This window comes from Thalassobaculum sp. (assembly GCF_965223715.1).
Classification (GTDB): domain Bacteria; phylum Pseudomonadota; class Alphaproteobacteria; order Thalassobaculales; family Thalassobaculaceae; genus Thalassobaculum.
Map to the genome: position 1 here is coordinate 2,570,198 of NZ_OZ245012.1, position 17,166 is coordinate 2,587,363.

Consider the following 17,166-nt stretch of genomic DNA (forward strand, 5'->3'; position numbering starts at 1 on the left):
GATTGGTTGGGCGGGGATTGTCGCGGGAGGTGCCGGCCAGCGCAAGACCACTACCGCCGCGACCGGGCCCGTGATAGCGAAGCGCCGCAACCCGAGGTCCAAATGTCCGCTCCCCCCGTTCCCGTCCCGCAGCCGCTGCATGAGTCGCTGGCACTCGCCATCGGCTGCATGGTCGCCGCCCAGGTCGTGTTTACCGGCATGGACACGATGGTGAAGCTGCTGTCGGAGGGATTCGGTGCAGCGCAGATCGTCTGGGGCTTCTTCGCCGCCTTCACCATCACAGCGACGGTGGACGCGGCGCGCAACGGTTCGCTGCGCAGCGCCCTACGGACCCGCCGGCCCTTGCTGCATATCGTGCGGGCGCTGCTGCTGCCGGTGAACATGGCGGCGATGGTCTTGGCCCTGAACCTGCTGCCGCTGGCAACGGTGACGACGGTGGTCTGCACCTTCCCGCTGATCGTGACCGCCCTGTCGGTGCCGATCCTCGGCGAGCATGTGGGACCGCGCCGCTGGGCGGCGGTCGGCATCGGCTTCGTCGGCGTGCTGATCGTGGTACGCCCGGGCACCGACGTGTTCGACCCGGCAGCCTTCGTCGCCCTGTTCGCCGGCGCGGTCTACGCCCTCTATCTGGTGCTGACCCGGCTGCTCAGCCGCACCGACCGGAGCGACGGCATCGCGCTCAGCACCGCCTGGATCGGGCTCGCCGTGTTCTCCATCGCCCTGCCCTTCGACTGGCGCATGCCGACCGGCGAGGAAGCTCTGCTGCTGGCCTCCGTGGCACTGGCCGGGACGATCGGCCACCGGCTGATCATCGTCGCCTTCTCCCGCGCGCCGGCCAGCACGCTGCAGCCCTTCACCTATCTGCAGGTGGTCTGGGCGACGGTGGCGGGGTTGGTGGTGTTCGGCCATCTGCCCGACGCGGTCACCCTGGCCGGTGCCGGGGTAATCGTGGCCAGCGGCCTCTACGCCTGGTGGCGCGAGCGTCAGGTGAAGACGTCGTGAGCCGGGTCCCGATGTCCACGGCGGCGCGCGGCATCCTGCTCATCCTGCTGGCCAATCTCGGCTTCGCCGGGATGGACGCGGTGTCGAAGACGCTGACCATGGAGTATTCCGTGGCGCAGATCCTGTGGGTCCGCTTCGGCTTCTTCGCGGCCTTCGCCACCTTCCTCGCCTGGCGGCACGGCGGCGGCATCCTGCCCCAGTTCCGCACGAACCGCCCGGTGTTCCAGACCGCCCGCGCCCTGCTGCTGGTGGCGGAGATCGGCTGCTTCATCCTCGGTTTCCGCTATCTGCAGCTCGCCGAGTCCCATTCCATCGGCGCCGTCTTCCCGCTGGTGATCACCGCCCTGTCGGCGATCTGGCTGGGCGAGCAGGTCGGCGTGCGGCGCTGGACCGCCGTCGGCATCGGCTTCATCGGCATGCTGGTGATCCTGCGGCCGGGTCTCGCCGTCTTCGAGGTGGCGGCCCTGCTGCCCCTGGCGGGTGCCATCATGTTCGCGGTCTATCAGGTGATGACCAAGCTGCTGTCCCGCACCGACGGCATGGTGACGATCCTGCTGTATACGGGCTGGGTCGGCTTCCTGGCGATGAGCCTGTTCGGCCCGTTCGACTGGACCTGGCCGGACGCCAAGGGCTGGGCCCTGCTGGTGCTGGCCGGCCTGCTGGGATCGATCGGCCACGCCACGGTCATCAAGGCGCTCGAGATCGCGCCCGCCAGCGTGCTGCAGCCGTTCAACTACACCCTGCTGGTCTGGGCCACCGGGATCGGCTTCGTCGTCTTCGGCGACCTGCCCGACCTGTGGACGGTGATCGGCGCGACCATCATCGTCGCCAGCGGCCTGTATGTGTGGTGGCGCGAGCGGGTTCGGTCGCGCCGGCAATAGGACCGGGTCAGAGCAGCGCGTTGGACAGCGCGCCGCCGGCCAGGAACATGACCCAGCCCAGGATCGGACGGTAGAAGTAGCGGTAGGAAATCTGGACCAGGGCGGGCGCCTTGTGCAGGTCTCCGCGCGCCGGGACCAACCCGTATCCACTGAAGATCAGGTAGAGGTTGGAGATCAGCACCATGAAGCCGCCCGAGAACACGTAGATCCCGAACATTATTTTAAATACGCTCGAATTTAAAACAACATACAAGAAATCGATATTCACTATCTCGCTGGTGAAGCAGAATGCACCGAGCATAAAGCAAACAATTGTAATCAATTTGTTCTGAGATATCCGTGGATGCTTCTGGTATCCCCGCATGACATCCTCGCCCGTCAAGTATATCACCCCGTTATCAATCTAAAGTAGATGAGAAGTTCTTAGCAAATTCTTAACGCCCTTTTGGCGGCTGGTAAACGCCGTTCGGCAATCCGGGGGTTTGCGCGCTCCCCCGCGGATGGGCTTAAATTCGGACAATCAAAAGAACATCCAACCCATGCCGATTCGGAGGAAACCATGTCGAGCGCCGTCACGCGCCTTGAGGCCTATAAAGACGAGACCATGAAGCGGATCCCGCTGCCCGAGCACGCAGCCCAGGAACTGTTCTTCACCACCGACAAGGACGACGAGCGCGTCTGGATGCCGATCGGCGATGGGATCGTGGCCCGGCCGATGCTGTTCAACCCGGTCCAGGGCTCCTGGGTCACCCTGATCAAGGCTGACAAGCCGGGCATCGTCAGCCGCCACCGCCACCCGGCACCGGTCACCGGCTATACGCTGGAGGGCGCCTGGGGCTACCTGGAGCACGAGTGGACCGCCACGCCCGGTTCATTCCTGTTCGAGCCGGCGGGCGAGACCCACACCCTGGTCGTCGATCCGCAGGTCGGGCACATGAAGTGCCTGTTCCACAATTTTGGACCGCTCATTTTCGTCGATGCCGAGGGCAATCAGACCGGTTATGACGATGTCTTCACCCGCCTGGAGAAGTTCAAGGCACACTACGAGGCCAACGGGTTGGGGGCTGAGTTCGCCACCCGACTGATCCGCTGACCGACCCAACGCACTTTCAGCAAGAAGCCCCAAGGGAGCGAGACGACGATGCGTAGCTACCAACTGGTCCAGCCCGGCAAACCGTTCGAGGAAGTCGAGCGGGAGGATCCGACCCCGACCGGTACCGAGGTCCTGGTCCGGGTGACCCGGGCCGGCGTGTGCCACTCGGACATCCACATCTCCGACGGCTATTTCGACCTGGGCGGCGGCAAGAAGCTCGACATCGTCGCCCGCGGCCAGCGCCTGCCGGTCACCCTCGGCCACGAGGTCCTGGGCGAGGTCATCGCCGCCGGCCCGGACGCCAAGGACGCGCCGATCGGCAAGACGATGCTGGTGCACCCGTGGCTCGGCTGCGGCGAATGCTCGGCCTGCAAGGCGGAGCAGGAGAACCACTGCCCGACCATGCGCTCCATCGGCATCTTCCGTGACGGTGGCTATGCGACCCACTGTGTGGTGCCGCATCCGAAGTACCTGGTCGATATCGGCGACGTGGACCCGACCATCGCCACCCCGTATTCCTGCTCCGGCGTTACCGTGTACTCGGCGCTGAAGAAGGCGATGCCGGTGCTCGACAGCGAGTGGCTGGCGATCTTCGGCGCCGGCGGCCTGGGTCTCTCGGCGGTCGCCATCGCCAAGGGCATGGGCGTGAAGAACGTGATCTCGGTTGATATCGACGACGAGAAGCTGGAAGCCGCCAAGGGCGTGGGCGCCGACGCGGTGCTCAACACCAAGAAGGCCGAGAACGCCATCGCCGAACTGCAGAAGATCGCCGGCGGCGAGCTGCGGGCGGTGGTCGACACGGTCGGCGGCGAGGCGACGTCCAGCGTCGGCATCGGTGCGGTGCGCAAGGGCGGGCGCTATGTGATCGTCGGCCTGTATGGCGGCGAACTGACCGTCTCCCTGCCGACCATCCCGATGCGGGCGCTGTCGATCATGGGCTCCTATGTGGGCTCACTGGGCGAGCTGAAGGAGCTGATGGAGCTGGTCAAGGCCGGCAAGGTGAAGCCGATCCCGATGGAGACCCGGCCGCTGGAGACCGCCTACGACACCCTGCAGGACCTCAAGGCCGGTCGCATCACCGGCCGCGTGGTGCTGACGAGCTGACGGACGGGGGCGCCGGGGCTTAGCGGTCTCGGCGCCCACCTCATCTCCCGACGCCCCTTCCCGTCGTGCTGATGCAAATCAGGACCAACGCACAGACGGCAACCGAAGAACGCAGGATCCTGATTTACATCAGGATGACGGGTGGGGTGTCAGCGCACGTGGCTTGATCCTGATTTGCATCAGGATGACGGCTGCGGTGTCACAGCAGGAACAGCGTCGCCAATCCCAGGAACGCGAAGAACCCCACCACATCGGTGACGGTGGTGAGGAACACGCCGCTCGCCACCGCCGGGTCGATCTTGAAGCGCTGCAGGCCGAGCGGGATCAGGGTGCCCGCCAGTCCGGCCACCACCAGGTTCAACACCATGGCAACGGCGATGATCCAGGCGATTTCGAAATCGCCGAACCACAGGATCGACGCCCCCGCCACCAGAACCGCGAAGGCGATCCCGTTCAGCGACCCGACCAGGGTCTCCTTGGCGATGAACTTCATGGCGTTGCGGGTGTCGATGTCGCGCATGGCCAGCGCGCGCACCGCCACGGTCAGGGTCTGGGTGCCCGCATTGCCGCCCATGGACGCCACGATCGGCATCAGCACCGCCAGGGCCACCACCTTCTCGATGGTTGCCTCGAACAGGCCGATCACCAGCGAGGCCGCGATCGCCGTCAGCAGGTTCATCACCAGCCAAGGGAAGCGGGTCTTGGTCGTGCCCCACAGGGAGCCATAAAGGTCGCTCTCGCCCAGACCGGCGAGGCGCATCAGATCCTCCTCGGCCTCCTCGTCGATCACGTCCACCACGTCGTCGACGGTGATGACGCCGAGCAGCCGGTCGTCCTCGCTGATCACCGGAGCGGCGACCAGGCCGTACTGGCGGAACAGCAGGGCGACCTCTTCCTGGTCCATCTCGGCCGGCACTTTGCGGAAGTCCTTGCGCATGATGTCGGACACCCGCACCGGCCGCTTGGAGCGCAGCAGGTGCGACAGGGCCAGTTCGCCGACCGGACGGTGGCCCGGATCGACCACGAAGATGTCGTAGAAGTCGTCCGGCAGGTTGCGGACGGTGCGCAGGAAGTCGATGGTCTGGCCGACGGTCCAATGGGACGGGACCACCACCATCTCGCGCTGCATCAGGCGGCCGGCGGAATCCTCGGGGAAGTTCAGGCCTTCCTCCAGGAAGATCCGGTCCTTGGCCGGCAGGGCCGCCAGGATTCGGGCCTGCTCCTCCTCGTCCAACTCGCCGAACAGATCGACGGCGTCGTCGGAATCCAGCGCCGACAGGAAGCGGGTCAGGTCCTCCTCGCCGAGGGCGCCGACCAGCTCGTCGCGCACCGTGACATCCAGATAGGCCAGAATGTCGGCGTCGAAGGTCGCCCCCATCGCCGCGATCAGGGTCAGCCGCTGCTCCGGCGTCAGGCGCTCGATCAGGTCGGCCTGGTCGGCCGGGTGGAGCGGGCGCAGCAGGCGCGGGATGATCGGCAGGCGCTCCTGCTCCAGTGCCCGCATGACGGCCGCCTCCAGCCGCGGCGTCAGGCCATAGAGCGGCTCGTCCGGGACGTTCTCGCGGGTCTCGGCGATCTCCGCCTCAAGCGCCCGGATCTTGGCCTTCAGCTCGCGCTTCTTGACCTTCGGCTTTGGCTTGCGCTTGCCCCCCGGCTGCTCACCACCGTGCTGCTCCCCAACCTCGGCTTCGGGCGCGTCCGTCTCGTCCGGTCGATTGTCTGGGGTCATGCATCACCGTTTTTCAGCGCGCCGGCTTGCGGCGCGCCGCTTCATGGGCCTGGGCGTCGACGACGGCGACGGCGGTCATGTTGATGATGCCGCGCACGGTCACCGACTGGGTAAGGATATGCATCGGCTTTGCCGTTCCGACCAGCATCGGCCCCACCGAAAGTCCTCCACCCGTCGATTTCATCAGGTTAAACGCCACGTTCGCGGAGTCTAACGTCGGCATGACCAGAAGGTTCGCCGCGCCCTGCAGACGGGAGTTCGGGAAGGTCCGGTTGCGCACCACTTCGGAGATCGCGCTGTCGGCGTGCATCTCGCCTTCGACCTCCAGGCCCGGATGCTTCGCCGCCAGCTTGGCGACCGCCTGGCGCATCTTCAGCGCCGACGGCTCGTCGGAGGACCCGAAATGGGAATGGGAGACGAAGGCGACCTTGGGCTCCAGGCCGAAGGCCCGCACCTCGGTCGCCGCCAGTTCCACCATCTCCACCAGTTCGTCGGCGCTCGGATCGGTCGTCACATGGGTGTCGACCATGAAGTAGGAGCCCTGGGGCAGGATCAGCAGGCTGACCGCCGACAGCTCGTTGACGCCGCGCCGCGGTCCGATGACCTGGCGGATGTGCTTCAGATGGTCCCAGTACCGGCCGACCGTGCCGCAGATTGCCGCGTCGGCATCGCCAAGCTGCATCATCAGGGCGGCGATCACCGTGTCGTTGGTGCGCACCACCTCCCGCGCCCGGTCCGGCGACACTCCGCGCCGCTCCATCAGACCGTGATAGGTGCGCCAGTAGAGCTCGTAGCGGTCGTCGTTGCTGGGATCGACCACCTCCACGTCGCGACCGACCTTCAGGCGCAGGCCGAACCGGTCCAGGCGCCGCTCGATCACGTCGGGGCGGCCGATCAGGATCGGCCTCGCCAGCTTCTCGTCCAACACGGACTGCACCGCGCGCAGCACCCGCTCCTCTTCGCCCTCGGCGAAGACGACCCGTTTCGGCTCCTCGCGGGCCTTGGCGAAGATCGGCCGCATCACCTGGCCGGAGCGGTAGACGAACTGCGACAGCTTCTGGCGGTAGGCGTCGAAATCCTCGATCGGCCGGGCGGCCACGCCGCTGTCCATCGCCGCCTGGGCGACGCGCGGGGCGATCTCCATGATCAGGCGCGGGTCGAACGGCTTGGGGATCAGGTATTCCGGCCCGAAGGACAGCTCCTGGCCGCTATAGGCGGTGGCGACGATGTCGGAGGCCTCCTGCATCGCCAGGTCGGCGATGGCGGTCACCGCGGCGATCTTCATCTCCTCGTTGATCGTCGTCGCGCCCACATCGAGCGCGCCGCGGAAGATGAAGGGGAAGCACAGGACGTTGTTCACCTGGTTCGGATAGTCGGACCGGCCGGTGGCGATGATCGCGTCGTCGCGCACCGCCTTGGCCTCCTCCGGCATGATCTCCGGGGTCGGGTTGGCCAGCGCCATGATGATCGGCTTGGCGGCCATCGACTTGACCATTTCCGGCTTGAGGACACCCGGGGCCGACAGGCCGAGGAAGATGTCGGCGCCGGCCACCGCCTCGCCCAGCGTCCGCATCGGCGTGTCGGTGGCGTAGCGGGCGATGACCGGGTTCATCTGGTTGCGGCCGGTATACACCACGCCGTCGATATCGGTCAGGATCACGTTCTCGGTCTTCAGACCCATCGCGACCAGCAGGTCGATGCAGGCCATGGCCGCGGCACCGGCCCCCGAGGTGACGAGCCGCACCGAGTCCAGCGGCTTCTCCACCAGGCGCAGGGCGTTGAAGATCGCCGCCCCGACGCAGATCGCCGTGCCGTGCTGGTCGTCATGGAACACCGGGATGTTCATGCGCTGGCGCAGCTTGCGTTCGATCTCGAAACACTCCGGCGCCTTGATGTCTTCCAGGTTGATGCCGCCGAAGGTCGGCTCCAGGGCGGCGACGACCTCGACGAAGCGGTCGACGTCTAGCTCGGCGACCTCGATGTCGAACACGTCGATATCGGCGAATTTCTTGAACAGGGCGGCCTTGCCCTCCATCACCGGCTTGGAGGCGAGCGGACCTATGTTGCCCAGACCGAGCACGGCGGTGCCGTTGGTCACCACGCCGACCAGGTTCTGGCGGCCGGTATAGCGGGCGGCGGTGCTGGGGTCTTCGGCGATGGCGGTGCAGGCATAGGCGACGCCGGGAGAATAGGCGAGCGAGAGATCGCGCTGCGTCGCCATCGGCTTGGTCGGCACCACGGCCATTTTCCCGGGAACGGGCGTCTCGTGATAGTAAAGTGCCGCGTCTTTCAGATCTTCCGCCATTCCCAGCTCCAGCAGGCCCGCATGTCCGCGCCGACCTTACACGGCTGGCCGGACAGGCCCAAGAGCCTCTGCGCCGCACCGTTGGGAACGCACAACATCGCACCGCGCCAGGCGCCGCGGAGGGCCCGTCGACCGTGTCTTCAGGTTCTGGGAGGGAAAGATGTGGTGCGGTCGAGAAGACTCGAACTTCCACCCGTGTTACCGGACAGCGACCTCAACGCTGCGCGTCTACCAATTCCGCCACGACCGCACTATCTTGGCTACGAGCCCCGGCCCGCAGCGAGGGTGAGGGATTAGCAAAAGCCGCCCGCCCAATCAAGCTGAGATCGCGGGTTCTTGCACGGAACCGGAAACGGACACCGATCGATGTCACTCGCCCCCCTCTCCGATCTGGCCGACGGCGTGTTCCAGAGTGCGGCCGAGAGCTCCATTGACTGGCGCCACGACGAGGCGCTGGTGGACTACGAGGCCGCCGTTGCCGAGATGGAGCGGCTGGCCGGCGCCATCCACCTGGGCACCGCGCCGGAGACCGTCTGGCTGCTGGAACATCCGCCGCTCTACACGGCGGGAACCAGTGCCGAGGTGGCCGACCTGCTGGAGCCCGACCGCTTCCCGGTCCACCGCACCGGACGGGGCGGCGAGTTCACCTATCACGGCCCGGGCCAGCGGGTGGCCTATGTCATGCTGGACCTGAAGCGCCGGCGCCAGGACGTGCGCGCCTATGTGCATGCGCTGGAGGAATGGCTGATCCGGGCGCTGGACCGGCTGGGCGTGGAGGGCGAGCGGCGCGACGGCCGCGTCGGCATCTGGGTCCGCCGCACCGACCGGGGCGAGCCCCTGCGCGAGGACAAGGTCGCCGCCATCGGCGTGCGGGTCCGGCGCTGGGTGACGTTCCACGGCATCGCCCTGAACGTCGAGCCGGACCTGTCCCATTTCGACGGCATTGTGCCCTGCGGCATCGCCGGCCATGGAGTGACCAGCCTGGTGGATCTCGGCGTGCTCGTCGGCATGACCGAGGTGGACGCGGCGCTGAAGGGCGCCTTCGAGGAGGTGTTCGGCGACGGCGGGGAGATGGCGATCAGGGGGTAAATTCCCTCACCGCCACCCTCAATCCTCCTCGTCATCCCGGCGAGGCCCGGGCTCGACCCGGGGCTCGGCCGGGACCTTGAGACGAGCGACAGGGCTGGGTCCCGGCCGACCTCCGGATCAGGTCCGGAGGTCACCGGGATGACGGATTTGGATTGAGTGTGGAGGCCCTAAGCCGCCCGCTCCCGCAGGGCCGGCGGTACCGGCCCGCCGGTCGCCCAGTCGAGGAGCTGCACCGTGTGCACCACCGGGATCGCCGTGCCGCCGCCGATCTGGGTCATGCAGCCGATATTGCCGGTCGCGATCACATCCGGCCGGGTGCTCTCGATATTCGCCACCTTGCGGTCGCGCAGTTTCCGGGCGATCTGCGGCTGCATCATGTTGTAGGTGCCCGCCGACCCGCAGCACAGATGCCCCTCGGGCACGCCTTTCACCGCGAAACCCGCCCTGGTCAGCAGCTCCGCCGGCAGGGTCTTGATCTTCTGGCCGTGCTGCATCGAGCAGGCCGAGTGATACGCCACCGTGAGGCCGCTTCCCTTGCCCGCCAGCAGGTCCAGCGCGGCCAGATACTCCGTCACGTCCCGGGTCATCGCCGACACCGCCGCCGCCTTCTCGGCATAGGCGGCATCCTCGCGAAGCATGAAGCCGTAATCCTTCACCGTGGTGCCGCAGCCCGACGCGTTGATCACCACCGCGTCCAGCCCCTCCCCGCCGCCCTCGGCGGTTTCGGCCCACCAGGCATCCACATTGGCCTTCACGCTGGCATGGGCCTCGTCCTCGCGGCCCATATGGTGGGTAAGCGAGCCGCAGCAGCCCGCGCTAGGCGGCACCACCACTTCCACGCCGTGGCGGGTCAGCAGGCGGATGGTGGCGTCGTTGATCTCCGGTTCCAGCACCCGCTGGGCGCAGCCGAGCAGCAGGGCGACCCGGCCCCGCTTCTCCCCCTGGGCCGGAAACACGCCCGGCTTGTCCAGGGGCGAGCGCGGCGGGATCGCCTTGGGGGCGAGCTCCAGCATCGCCCGCAGCCGCCCGCCGAACAGGTTGCCCGCCAGCGGCGCGAACGGCCGGGCGAACCAGGCGCCCGCCAGGGCGAGGCGGAACCGGTTCGGATAGGGGATCAGATTTGCCAGCAGCGCGCGCATCCAGCGGTCCAGCGGCGCGCGGGAATAGGTGCGCTCGATATGGGTGCGGGCGTGGTCCACCAGATGCATGTAGTGCACGCCGGAGGGGCAGGTGGTCATGCAGGACAGGCAGGACAGGCAGCGGTCGATGTGCTTGACCTCCTCGTCGCCGGCAGGCCGGTCGTTCTCCAGCATGTCCTTGATCAGGTAGATCCGGCCGCGCGGGCTGTCGAGCTCGTCGCCCAGCAGGACATAAGTCGGACAGGTCGCCGTGCAGAATCCGCAATGCACGCATTTGCGCAGGATCTCGTTGGCGACGGAGATCTCCGGATCGGCAAGCTGGGCCAGGGTGAAGTTGGTCTGCATCTGTCCCTCACACCCCCGCCGTCATGCGGCCCGGATTGAGCACGCCTTTCGGATCGAAACTCTCCTTCACCCGCTTCGACAGGGCCGCCAGCGGCCCCGGCTGCGGGTGGAAGCTGTCCACGGCCGCCCGGACCTCCGGGGCGGCCCGGATCAGGGTGGCGTGGCCGCCCATCGCGTCGACGGCGCCGCGCACCACATCCGCCTGGGCATCGCCCCTCGGCGGCACGGCGAGCCAGACCAGCCCCCCGGCCCAGTCATAGAAATACGCGCATTCCGCCACCAGCGGTCGGATCGCGGCCACCACCTGCGGGCCCGCCATCGGGGCGACGGAGAGCTTCCACACCGCCCGCTCCCGAGGCTCGGCCAGCGGGCGGGCGTCGCGCAGGTCGCGCCACAGGGCGTGGGAGGCCTCGCCCGTCAGGGACGTGATCTCGGCACCGAAGCGGGCCAGTTCGTCGGTCAGCGCCGCTACCCGGGCGACCACGGACGGGGCAAACCCCTCCACCCGCAGGGCGGTGACCACGCCGCTCACCCCGCCGGCGGCGATGCCCTCCGGCAGATGGGCGGCGGAGGACACGTCATGGGCCGAGCCCATGGCCGCACTCATCGCCGTCACCGCCGCCAGCTCGTCCAGCCAGTGCAGCAGCAGGGTGGTTTCCGTTTCCGGCATGGGCAGGACCTTGAAGGTCAGGTCGGTCAGGGCCGCCAGCGTGCCCCAGGAGCCGCAGACCAGCTTGGACAGGTCGTAGCCGGTGACGTTCTTCACCACCCGGCCGCCGGACTTCACGATCTCTCCCCGGCCGGTGACGGCGGTGAAGCCCAGCAGGTGGTCGCGCGCCGCCCCGTCCTTGATCCGGCGCGGGCCGGCCAGGTTGCAGGCGAAGACCCCGGCGATGGACTGCCGCCCCTCCCCGCCGCCGAGCAGGACGCCCAGGTCCATCGGCTCGAAGGCGAGGCGCTGGTTCTGCGCAGTCAGGGCGGCCTCGATCTCGGCCAGCGGTGTGCCCGGCCCGGCCTGGCAGATCAGCTCCTCCGCCTCGTACAGGCCGATGCCGGAGAGGCCGGAGAGGTCGAGGGTATTGGCGGTCTGCATCGGCCGGCCGATCGTGCGCTTGGTGGCGCGGGCGACGATCTCCAGCGGGCTCTCCTCGGAGACCGCCCAGGCGATGGCATCGCGCACCTGCTCCGGCGTGTCGGGCTTGAAGGTGTCAGGCACGCGCCCCTCCTGCGTGACCGTGCTGCTGGGTCCCGGCCGAGCCCCGGGTCAAGCCCGGGCCTCGCCGGGATGACGAAAGTGGGATTGGTCGACGGTCTCGGATGAGCTGAGGGAGCGCCCCCTGGGTCCCGGCCGAGCCCCGGGTCGAGCCCGGGCCTCGCCGGGATGACGGGAAATGGGGACTCGGAAGAAAAACAGCGTCATCCCGGACGACCCCGGACCTGATCCGGTGGCGGGCCGGGACCCAGCATGGGCCGATGGGGGTACGGTCCCGGTCCCGCCCCTGGATCGGGCCCAGGGGCGTGCCGGGACGGCGGGGAAAGCACAGCACGAACAGCACCTCAGAACCGCGGGATGTCCGGGAACGGCATCTGCCCCCGGTGGATGTGCATGCGGCCGAGCTCGGCGCAGCGGTGCAGGGTGGGGAACACCTTGCCCGGATTGAGCAGGCCCTTGGGGTCCCAGGCGCATTTCACGCGCATCTGCTGGTTCAGGTCGGTCTCGCTGAACATCTCTGGCATCAGGTCGCGCTTCTCCACCCCGACCCCGTGCTCGCCGGTGAGCACGCCGCCCAGCTCGACGCAGGCCTTCAGGATGTCGGCGCCGAACGCCTCGGCCCGGTCGAGCTCGCCCGGCTGGTTGGCGTCGAACAGGATCAGCGGGTGCAGGTTGCCGTCGCCCGCATGGAACACGTTGGCGACCCGCAGCCCGTATTTCTCGCTCATCCGGGTCATGCGGGTGAGGATCTCGGGGAGCTGGCGGCGCGGGATGGTGCCGTCCATGCACATGTAGTCGGGCGAGATCCGCCCCACCGCCGGGAAGGCCGCCTTGCGCCCGGCCCAAAAGGCGTTGCGCTCCTCCTCGCTATCGGAGACACGGAGCGTGGTGGAGCCGTTGGCCTCGGCGATCTCGCGCACCCGTTCGATCAGGGTGTCGACCTCCACCTCCGGCCCGTCCAGCTCGACGATCAGCAGGGCGCCGGCCTCGCGCGGATAGCCGGCATGGACGAAATCCTCGGCCGCGTTGATCGCCGGGTTGTCCATCATCTCCATGCCGCCGGGAATGATGCCGGCGCCGATGATGGCGGCGACGCAGGCCCCCGCCTCCTCGCTGGTCGGGAATCCCAGCAACAAGGCGCGCAGGGAGGCCGGCTTCTTCAGGATGCGCACGGTGACCTCGGTCACCACGGCGAGCAGCCCCTCGGAGCCGGTCAGCAGGCCCATCAGGTCGTAACCCTCGGAGTCGAGATGCTTGCCGCCCAGTCGCAGGGTCTCGCCCTCTATGGTGACCATCTCCAGGCCGACGATGTTGTTGGTGGTCAGCCCGTATTTCAGGCAATGCACGCCGCCGGAATTCTCCGCCACGTTACCGCCGATGGAGCAGGCGATCTGCGAGGACGGGTCCGGCGCGTAGTAAAAGCCCTCGTGCTGGACGGCGGTGGTGATGCCGAGATTGGTCACCCCCGGCTGGGCGGTGACCGTGCGGTTGTCGAAATCGATGTCGAGGATGCGGTTGAACTTGCCCAGGCCCAGCAGCACGCCGTCGGCGAGCGGCAGCGCGCCGCCGGACAGGGATGTGCCCGAGCCCCGCGGGACCACCTTGATGCCGTTCTCGTGGCAGTATTTCAGCACGGCGGCGACCTGATCCACCGTCTCCGGCAGCACCACGATCATCGGCAGGGTGCGGTAGGCGGTCAGGCCGTCGCTCTCATAAGGGCGCATCTCGCGCTCCTCGGCGATCACCCCCTCGCCCGGCACGATCGCGCGCAGAGCGTCGACGATCTCCGAGCGGCGCGCCAGGACGTCGCGATCCGGCTCCGGCATCTGCATGGCAAGGCTCCCCGCCTGTTCAACAGGTCTTGGGCAGTAACTTGCCGGAATGCAGCAGAAATTCAAGCCATCGCACCGTCGGCGGCCGTGACCGCCGGACGGAACGCGAAAAGGCGGCTCGACGTTGCCGTCGGCCGCCTGAAAGCGGGTGTGCAGGGACCGCAGCGGCGACGCGCGGTCCTCGGACCAGAATGATCGGCGCGGTTGGGCTCAGCCCAGCCGGATCAGCCCAGTCGGATCAACCCTGGCGCGCCTTGAAGCGCGGGTTGGACTTGTTGATCACGTAGACACGGCCCTTGCGGCGGATAACCCGGCAGGCCTTGTGGCGCTTCTTCAGCGTCTTCAGCGAGTTCGCGACGCGCATTGGTCGTCTCCGGTGGTCGGCAGATTTCAAAGAGCGCGGAACCTACTGAGAAGCCCGGAGGCTGTCAACCGCGATATACGGCGGTTTTCAGGACTCTCCCCGCTTCATCGCGAGAATCCGCACAAGCTGCAATTCGCCCTTCTGCAGCAGGCTGGCAAGCCGCGACCAGTCCTCCGCCAGATCCACCAGGGCCGCCCGGGCGATCGGCGTCTCGGTCACTGCCTTGTCGGCGTTCAGGGTCGCCACGAAGGCGGCGAAGTCGTGGCGGATCCGGTGCTCATAGGCCTCGGACTCCTCCTTCACGTAGCGCACGTCGAAAGTCAGCTCCGTCAGGGCGGCCTCGTACTGCGCCTTGGTCCACAGGCTCACCGGCTCGCCGCGCCGCTCCAGCCATTTGGTCAGCCGCTCAGAGGGCGGCTTCTCGTCGGGCAGCACGAAGTCGCTCATCAGGAACTGCCCCCAGTCCTTCAGCGACTCGTAGATCTTGGCCATCAGGGCGGCCCGGTCCTGGACGCAGTGCATGCTCTCGTTCGACAGCACCACGTCGAACTTCCGTTTCGGCAGCTCGACGGTCTCCGGATCGTAGAAGTTGGGGCGGACCTGGTCGCCGGCCTTGATGGCGGGCAGGACAGAGGCGGAGATCTCGAACAGGGCCGGGTTGCGCTCGTAGCCGGTGACCCACACGCCGTACTTGCCGGCGATCGCCGCATCTTCGCCGCCGAGCCGCATGGTCAGGTCCAGCACCGACTGCACTGGATCCAGGCCGACGGACTTCACCGTATCGATGATCTGCTCCGACCCGCCCGGGGTCACGAAGCCGCGGCCGAACACCCGCTGGGACACCTCGACCTTGGCCCGGGACCAGACCGGGTCGGGCGCCATCTCCTCCAGGAATTCGAGGTCGCCATCGTTCAGGTCGGGTTTCGACGGGGCCGCATGCTCGGCCATCATGTCGTCGAAACTCATCATCTTGGGCAAGGCGATGGCGGCGGGACGGGACGGGTCCTCAGCCTCCTCGGCCTCGCCGTCGGCCTCTGGTTCGCGCTCCCGCCACTCGACATACTCGTCCGTGTCGTAGCCTTCCCACCAAGCCTTCAGACGTATGTGCCACGGGACGGTGATGGTACTTGCCTCGCTCACACTCGCAGGATACGGCTGGTTTCTGAGTGATCGGCCACGATGATCACAACCGCCGCACCGGAATAAAATAGTCCATGCCGACCAATTCCGCAGCCGATCCGGTCAAGGGGCTGACCCTGGCCGTCCTCGGCGTCCTGATCCTCACCCCGGACACCGTTCTGATGCGGCTGGTCGGCGCGGATCCCTGGACCATTCTATTCTGGCGAGGGCTGCTCGTCACAGTCGGTTATGCCGGGCTGCTCGCGGTGCGATACCGCGGCGGATTCCTGCGCGCCTTCGCCGAGATCGGCAGCTACGGCGCCCTGGTCGCCGTGCTCTTCGCGATCAACACGATCCTGTTCGTGGTCGCGGTCGCCACCACCACCGTGGCCAATACCCTGGTGATCATGTCCGCCGCCCCGCTCTTCGCCGCGCTGATCGGCCGGGCCTTCCTGGGCGAGCGCCCGCCCGCGCGCACCTGGATCGCCATCGGCATCGCGATCGCGGGAATCGTGGTGATCGTCGGCGACGGCCTGTCGGTCGGAACCTGGATCGGCGACCTCACCGCGCTGGCCGCCGCCATCGCGCTGGGCGGGCATTTCGTGCTGGTCCGCGCCGCCCGGCCGGTCGACATGATGCCGGCGGTCGGCCTGTCCGGCCTTCTGGTGGCCGCCGTGTCCCTGATCGTCGCCGACAGCCTCACCCTGACCCCGGTCCAGTTCGGCTGGATGGCGCTGCTCGGCCTCATCATCCTGCCGGTCTCCTTCGGGCTGCTGACCCTGGCGCCGATTTACCTCTCGGCGGCGGAAGTGGGCCTGGTGGTACTGCTGGAGACCGTGCTGGGCCCCTTGTGGGTCTGGCTGGTGATGGGCGAGGAACCCAGCGTCAACGCGCTGATCGGCGGCGCCATCGTCATCACCGCCCTGGTGATGAACTTCGTCCTGAAGCGGCGTACCCTGCCCGCCGCCCCGCATCCGGAGACCGCCCCATGACCGCCATCCGCCCGCGCCGCAGCTTCATCTTCGCGCCCGGCAACAAGCCGGACATGTTCCCCAAGGCGATGGCGACCGGGGCGGACATCATGTGCATCGACCTGGAGGACGCGATCGCGCCCCAGCACAAAGAACAGGCCCGCGCCGCCACCCTCGCCTGGTTCGCCACCGCCGAGTTGGACGACGCGGTGGAATGCATGGTGCGGATCAACCCGCCACGCACGCCGGACGGCATGAAGGATGTGCAGGCGATCCTCGACTCGGCCAAGGCACCGCCCTCGCTGATGCTGGCCAAGGTGAAGTCGCCGGCCGAGGTGATCGCCCTGGACGAGCTGTTCGACGAGTTCAAGATCGACGCCCGCCTGCAGGTCATCATCGAGACCAACGAGGCGCTGGAGGCGGCCTGGGAGATCGCCCGCTGCTCCACCCGCATCGACGCGATGTTCTTCGGCGGCGTCGACATGGCCGCCGACCTGCGCTGCGAATACACCTGGGAGGCGCTGCTCTACGCCCGCTCCCGGGTGGTGCATGCGGCGGCCGGGGCCGGGGTCGACGTGATCGACGTGCCGTTCCTCGACCTGAACGACATGGAGGGCATGAAGCGCGAGGCCCAGGCGGCCCGGGCGCTGGGCTTCTGCGGCAAGGGCTCCATCCATCCCAAGCAGGTGCCGGTGCTGAACGAGATCTTCAGCCCGAGCGAGGCCGAGATCGCCCATGCCAAGCGCATCGTGGAAGCGTTCGAGCAGGGCGACAGCGGCCTGGTGGTGATCGACGGCAAGCTGATCGAGAAGCCGGTCCTGCGCAGCATGTATCGGGTGCTGGCCCGCGCAGGCCTCTGACCCCAGAACCGTCCACAAGGTCACCGAGGCGCGCTCGCGATAAGCCTCGGCCCGGTGCTCGCCGCCGTCCAGGACGGCGCGCAGATGGGCGACGGCGTGCCAGACATCCTCGTAGCGCTG

At 67.7% G+C, this 17,166-nt stretch carries 15 protein-coding genes and 1 tRNA gene; 7 read left to right on the plus strand and 9 right to left on the minus strand.

Translation table 11 applies throughout. The features are described 5' to 3' along the window. The first annotated feature begins 102 nt into the window (after positions 1-102). Entirely contained in the window at positions 103-1,002 is a 900-nt protein-coding gene (locus tag ACOQOP_RS11805) for a DMT family transporter (RefSeq protein WP_420562007.1), read from the plus strand. Then, positions 999-1,883 carry a DMT family transporter gene (locus tag ACOQOP_RS11810; protein WP_420562008.1) on the plus strand — a complete coding sequence of 295 codons (885 nt, stop codon included), beginning with the start codon at positions 999-1,001 and terminating at the stop codon, positions 1,881-1,883. Before ACOQOP_RS11805 ends, ACOQOP_RS11810 begins: the two co-directional genes overlap by 4 nt. Positions 1,884-1,890: 7 nt before the next feature. Here ACOQOP_RS11810 and ACOQOP_RS11815 read toward each other — a convergent pair whose 3' ends face one another. After that, positions 1,891-2,100 carry a hypothetical protein gene (locus ACOQOP_RS11815; RefSeq protein WP_420562009.1) on the minus strand — a complete coding sequence of 70 codons (210 nt, stop codon included), beginning with the start codon at positions 2,098-2,100 and terminating at the stop codon, positions 1,891-1,893. 342 nt (positions 2,101-2,442) lie between these two features. On the opposite strand from ACOQOP_RS11815, the gene ACOQOP_RS11820 reads away from it, so the two are divergent. Further along, positions 2,443-2,976, plus strand: a complete 534-nt coding sequence (locus ACOQOP_RS11820; protein WP_420562010.1) for a 2,4'-dihydroxyacetophenone dioxygenase family protein — start codon at positions 2,443-2,445, stop codon at positions 2,974-2,976. A 48-nt stretch (positions 2,977-3,024) separates the two neighbouring features. Next, positions 3,025-4,080 carry an alcohol dehydrogenase gene (locus ACOQOP_RS11825; RefSeq protein WP_420562011.1) on the plus strand — a complete coding sequence of 352 codons (1,056 nt, stop codon included), beginning with the start codon at positions 3,025-3,027 and terminating at the stop codon, positions 4,078-4,080. A 199-nt stretch (positions 4,081-4,279) separates the two neighbouring features. Here the strand turns inward: ACOQOP_RS11825 and mgtE are convergent, their stop codons facing one another. The 3 genes from mgtE to ACOQOP_RS11840 all read right to left on the minus strand — a co-directional run bounded on the left by mgtE (position 4,280) and on the right by ACOQOP_RS11840 (position 8,364). Continuing rightward, positions 4,280-5,809: a magnesium transporter gene (gene mgtE / locus ACOQOP_RS11830; RefSeq protein WP_420562012.1), complete on the minus strand. Its 1,530-nt coding sequence runs from the start codon at positions 5,807-5,809 to the stop codon at positions 4,280-4,282. A gap of 13 nt (positions 5,810-5,822) precedes the next feature. Then, a complete protein-coding gene (locus tag ACOQOP_RS11835) occupies positions 5,823-8,114 on the minus strand; it encodes an NADP-dependent malic enzyme (RefSeq protein ID WP_420562013.1) in 2,292 nt (763 codons plus the stop codon). Between the two features lie 163 nt (positions 8,115-8,277). Further along, positions 8,278-8,364 (minus strand) — tRNA-Leu (locus ACOQOP_RS11840). 116 nt (positions 8,365-8,480) lie between these two features. Here ACOQOP_RS11840 and lipB point away from each other — a divergent pair. Beyond that, positions 8,481-9,203: a lipoyl(octanoyl) transferase LipB gene (gene lipB, locus ACOQOP_RS11845; protein ID WP_420562014.1), complete on the plus strand. Its 723-nt coding sequence runs from the start codon at positions 8,481-8,483 to the stop codon at positions 9,201-9,203. 167 nt (positions 9,204-9,370) lie between these two features. On the opposite strand, the gene glcF is transcribed toward lipB, so the two are convergent. The 5 genes from glcF to ACOQOP_RS11870 all read right to left on the minus strand — a co-directional run bounded on the left by glcF (position 9,371) and on the right by ACOQOP_RS11870 (position 15,236). After that, positions 9,371-10,687, minus strand: coding sequence for a glycolate oxidase subunit GlcF (glcF, locus tag ACOQOP_RS11850; protein ID WP_420562015.1), 1,317 nt, complete (start codon positions 10,685-10,687; stop codon positions 9,371-9,373). Positions 10,688-10,694: 7 nt separating this feature from the next. Next, positions 10,695-11,903: an FAD-binding protein gene (locus ACOQOP_RS11855; protein WP_420562016.1), complete on the minus strand. Its 1,209-nt coding sequence runs from the start codon at positions 11,901-11,903 to the stop codon at positions 10,695-10,697. 341 nt (positions 11,904-12,244) lie between these two features. Next, positions 12,245-13,732, minus strand: coding sequence for an FAD-linked oxidase C-terminal domain-containing protein (locus ACOQOP_RS11860; RefSeq protein WP_420562017.1), 1,488 nt, complete (start codon positions 13,730-13,732; stop codon positions 12,245-12,247). A 238-nt stretch (positions 13,733-13,970) separates the two neighbouring features. After that, a complete protein-coding gene (gene ykgO / locus ACOQOP_RS11865) occupies positions 13,971-14,096 on the minus strand; it encodes a type B 50S ribosomal protein L36 (protein ID WP_420562018.1) in 126 nt (41 codons plus the stop codon). An 87-nt stretch (positions 14,097-14,183) separates the two neighbouring features. Further along, complete coding sequence (locus ACOQOP_RS11870; protein ID WP_420562019.1) at positions 14,184-15,236, minus strand: methyltransferase domain-containing protein; 1,053 nt, start codon at positions 15,234-15,236, stop codon at positions 14,184-14,186. 74 nt (positions 15,237-15,310) lie between these two features. On the opposite strand from ACOQOP_RS11870, the gene ACOQOP_RS11875 reads away from it, so the two are divergent. Together ACOQOP_RS11875 and ACOQOP_RS11880 are read left to right on the plus strand one after the other, a co-directional pair. Next, a complete protein-coding gene (locus ACOQOP_RS11875; RefSeq protein WP_420562020.1) occupies positions 15,311-16,207 on the plus strand; it encodes a DMT family transporter in 897 nt (298 codons plus the stop codon). After that, complete coding sequence (locus tag ACOQOP_RS11880) at positions 16,204-17,046, plus strand: HpcH/HpaI aldolase/citrate lyase family protein (RefSeq protein ID WP_420562021.1); 843 nt, start codon at positions 16,204-16,206, stop codon at positions 17,044-17,046. Before ACOQOP_RS11875 ends, ACOQOP_RS11880 begins: the two co-directional genes overlap by 4 nt. Positions 17,047-17,166: the final 120 nt, after the last annotated feature.

Bases quoted from the DNA above. Each gene is read 5' to 3' on its own strand.
- ACOQOP_RS11805 (WP_420562007.1), top strand. From the start codon at position 103: ATGTCCGCTCCCCCCGTTCCCGTCCCGCAGCCGCTGCATGAGTCGCTG.
- ACOQOP_RS11815 (WP_420562009.1), bottom strand. From the start codon at position 2,100: ATGTTCGGGATCTACGTGTTCTCGGGCGGCTTCATGGTGCTGATCTCC.
- ACOQOP_RS11820 (WP_420562010.1), top strand. From the start codon at position 2,443: ATGTCGAGCGCCGTCACGCGCCTTGAGGCCTATAAAGACGAGACCATG.
- ACOQOP_RS11825 (WP_420562011.1), top strand. From the start codon at position 3,025: ATGCGTAGCTACCAACTGGTCCAGCCCGGCAAACCGTTCGAGGAAGTC.
- mgtE (WP_420562012.1), bottom strand. From the start codon at position 5,809: ATGACCCCAGACAATCGACCGGACGAGACGGACGCGCCCGAAGCCGAG.
- ACOQOP_RS11835 (WP_420562013.1), bottom strand. From the start codon at position 8,114: ATGGCGGAAGATCTGAAAGACGCGGCACTTTACTATCACGAGACGCCC.
- lipB (WP_420562014.1), top strand. From the start codon at position 8,481: ATGTCACTCGCCCCCCTCTCCGATCTGGCCGACGGCGTGTTCCAGAGT.
- glcF (WP_420562015.1), bottom strand. From the start codon at position 10,687: ATGCAGACCAACTTCACCCTGGCCCAGCTTGCCGATCCGGAGATCTCC.
- ACOQOP_RS11860 (WP_420562017.1), bottom strand. From the start codon at position 13,732: ATGCAGATGCCGGAGCCGGATCGCGACGTCCTGGCGCGCCGCTCGGAG.
- ykgO (WP_420562018.1), bottom strand. From the start codon at position 14,096: ATGCGCGTCGCGAACTCGCTGAAGACGCTGAAGAAGCGCCACAAGGCC.
- ACOQOP_RS11875 (WP_420562020.1), top strand. From the start codon at position 15,311: ATGCCGACCAATTCCGCAGCCGATCCGGTCAAGGGGCTGACCCTGGCC.
- ACOQOP_RS11880 (WP_420562021.1), top strand. From the start codon at position 16,204: ATGACCGCCATCCGCCCGCGCCGCAGCTTCATCTTCGCGCCCGGCAAC.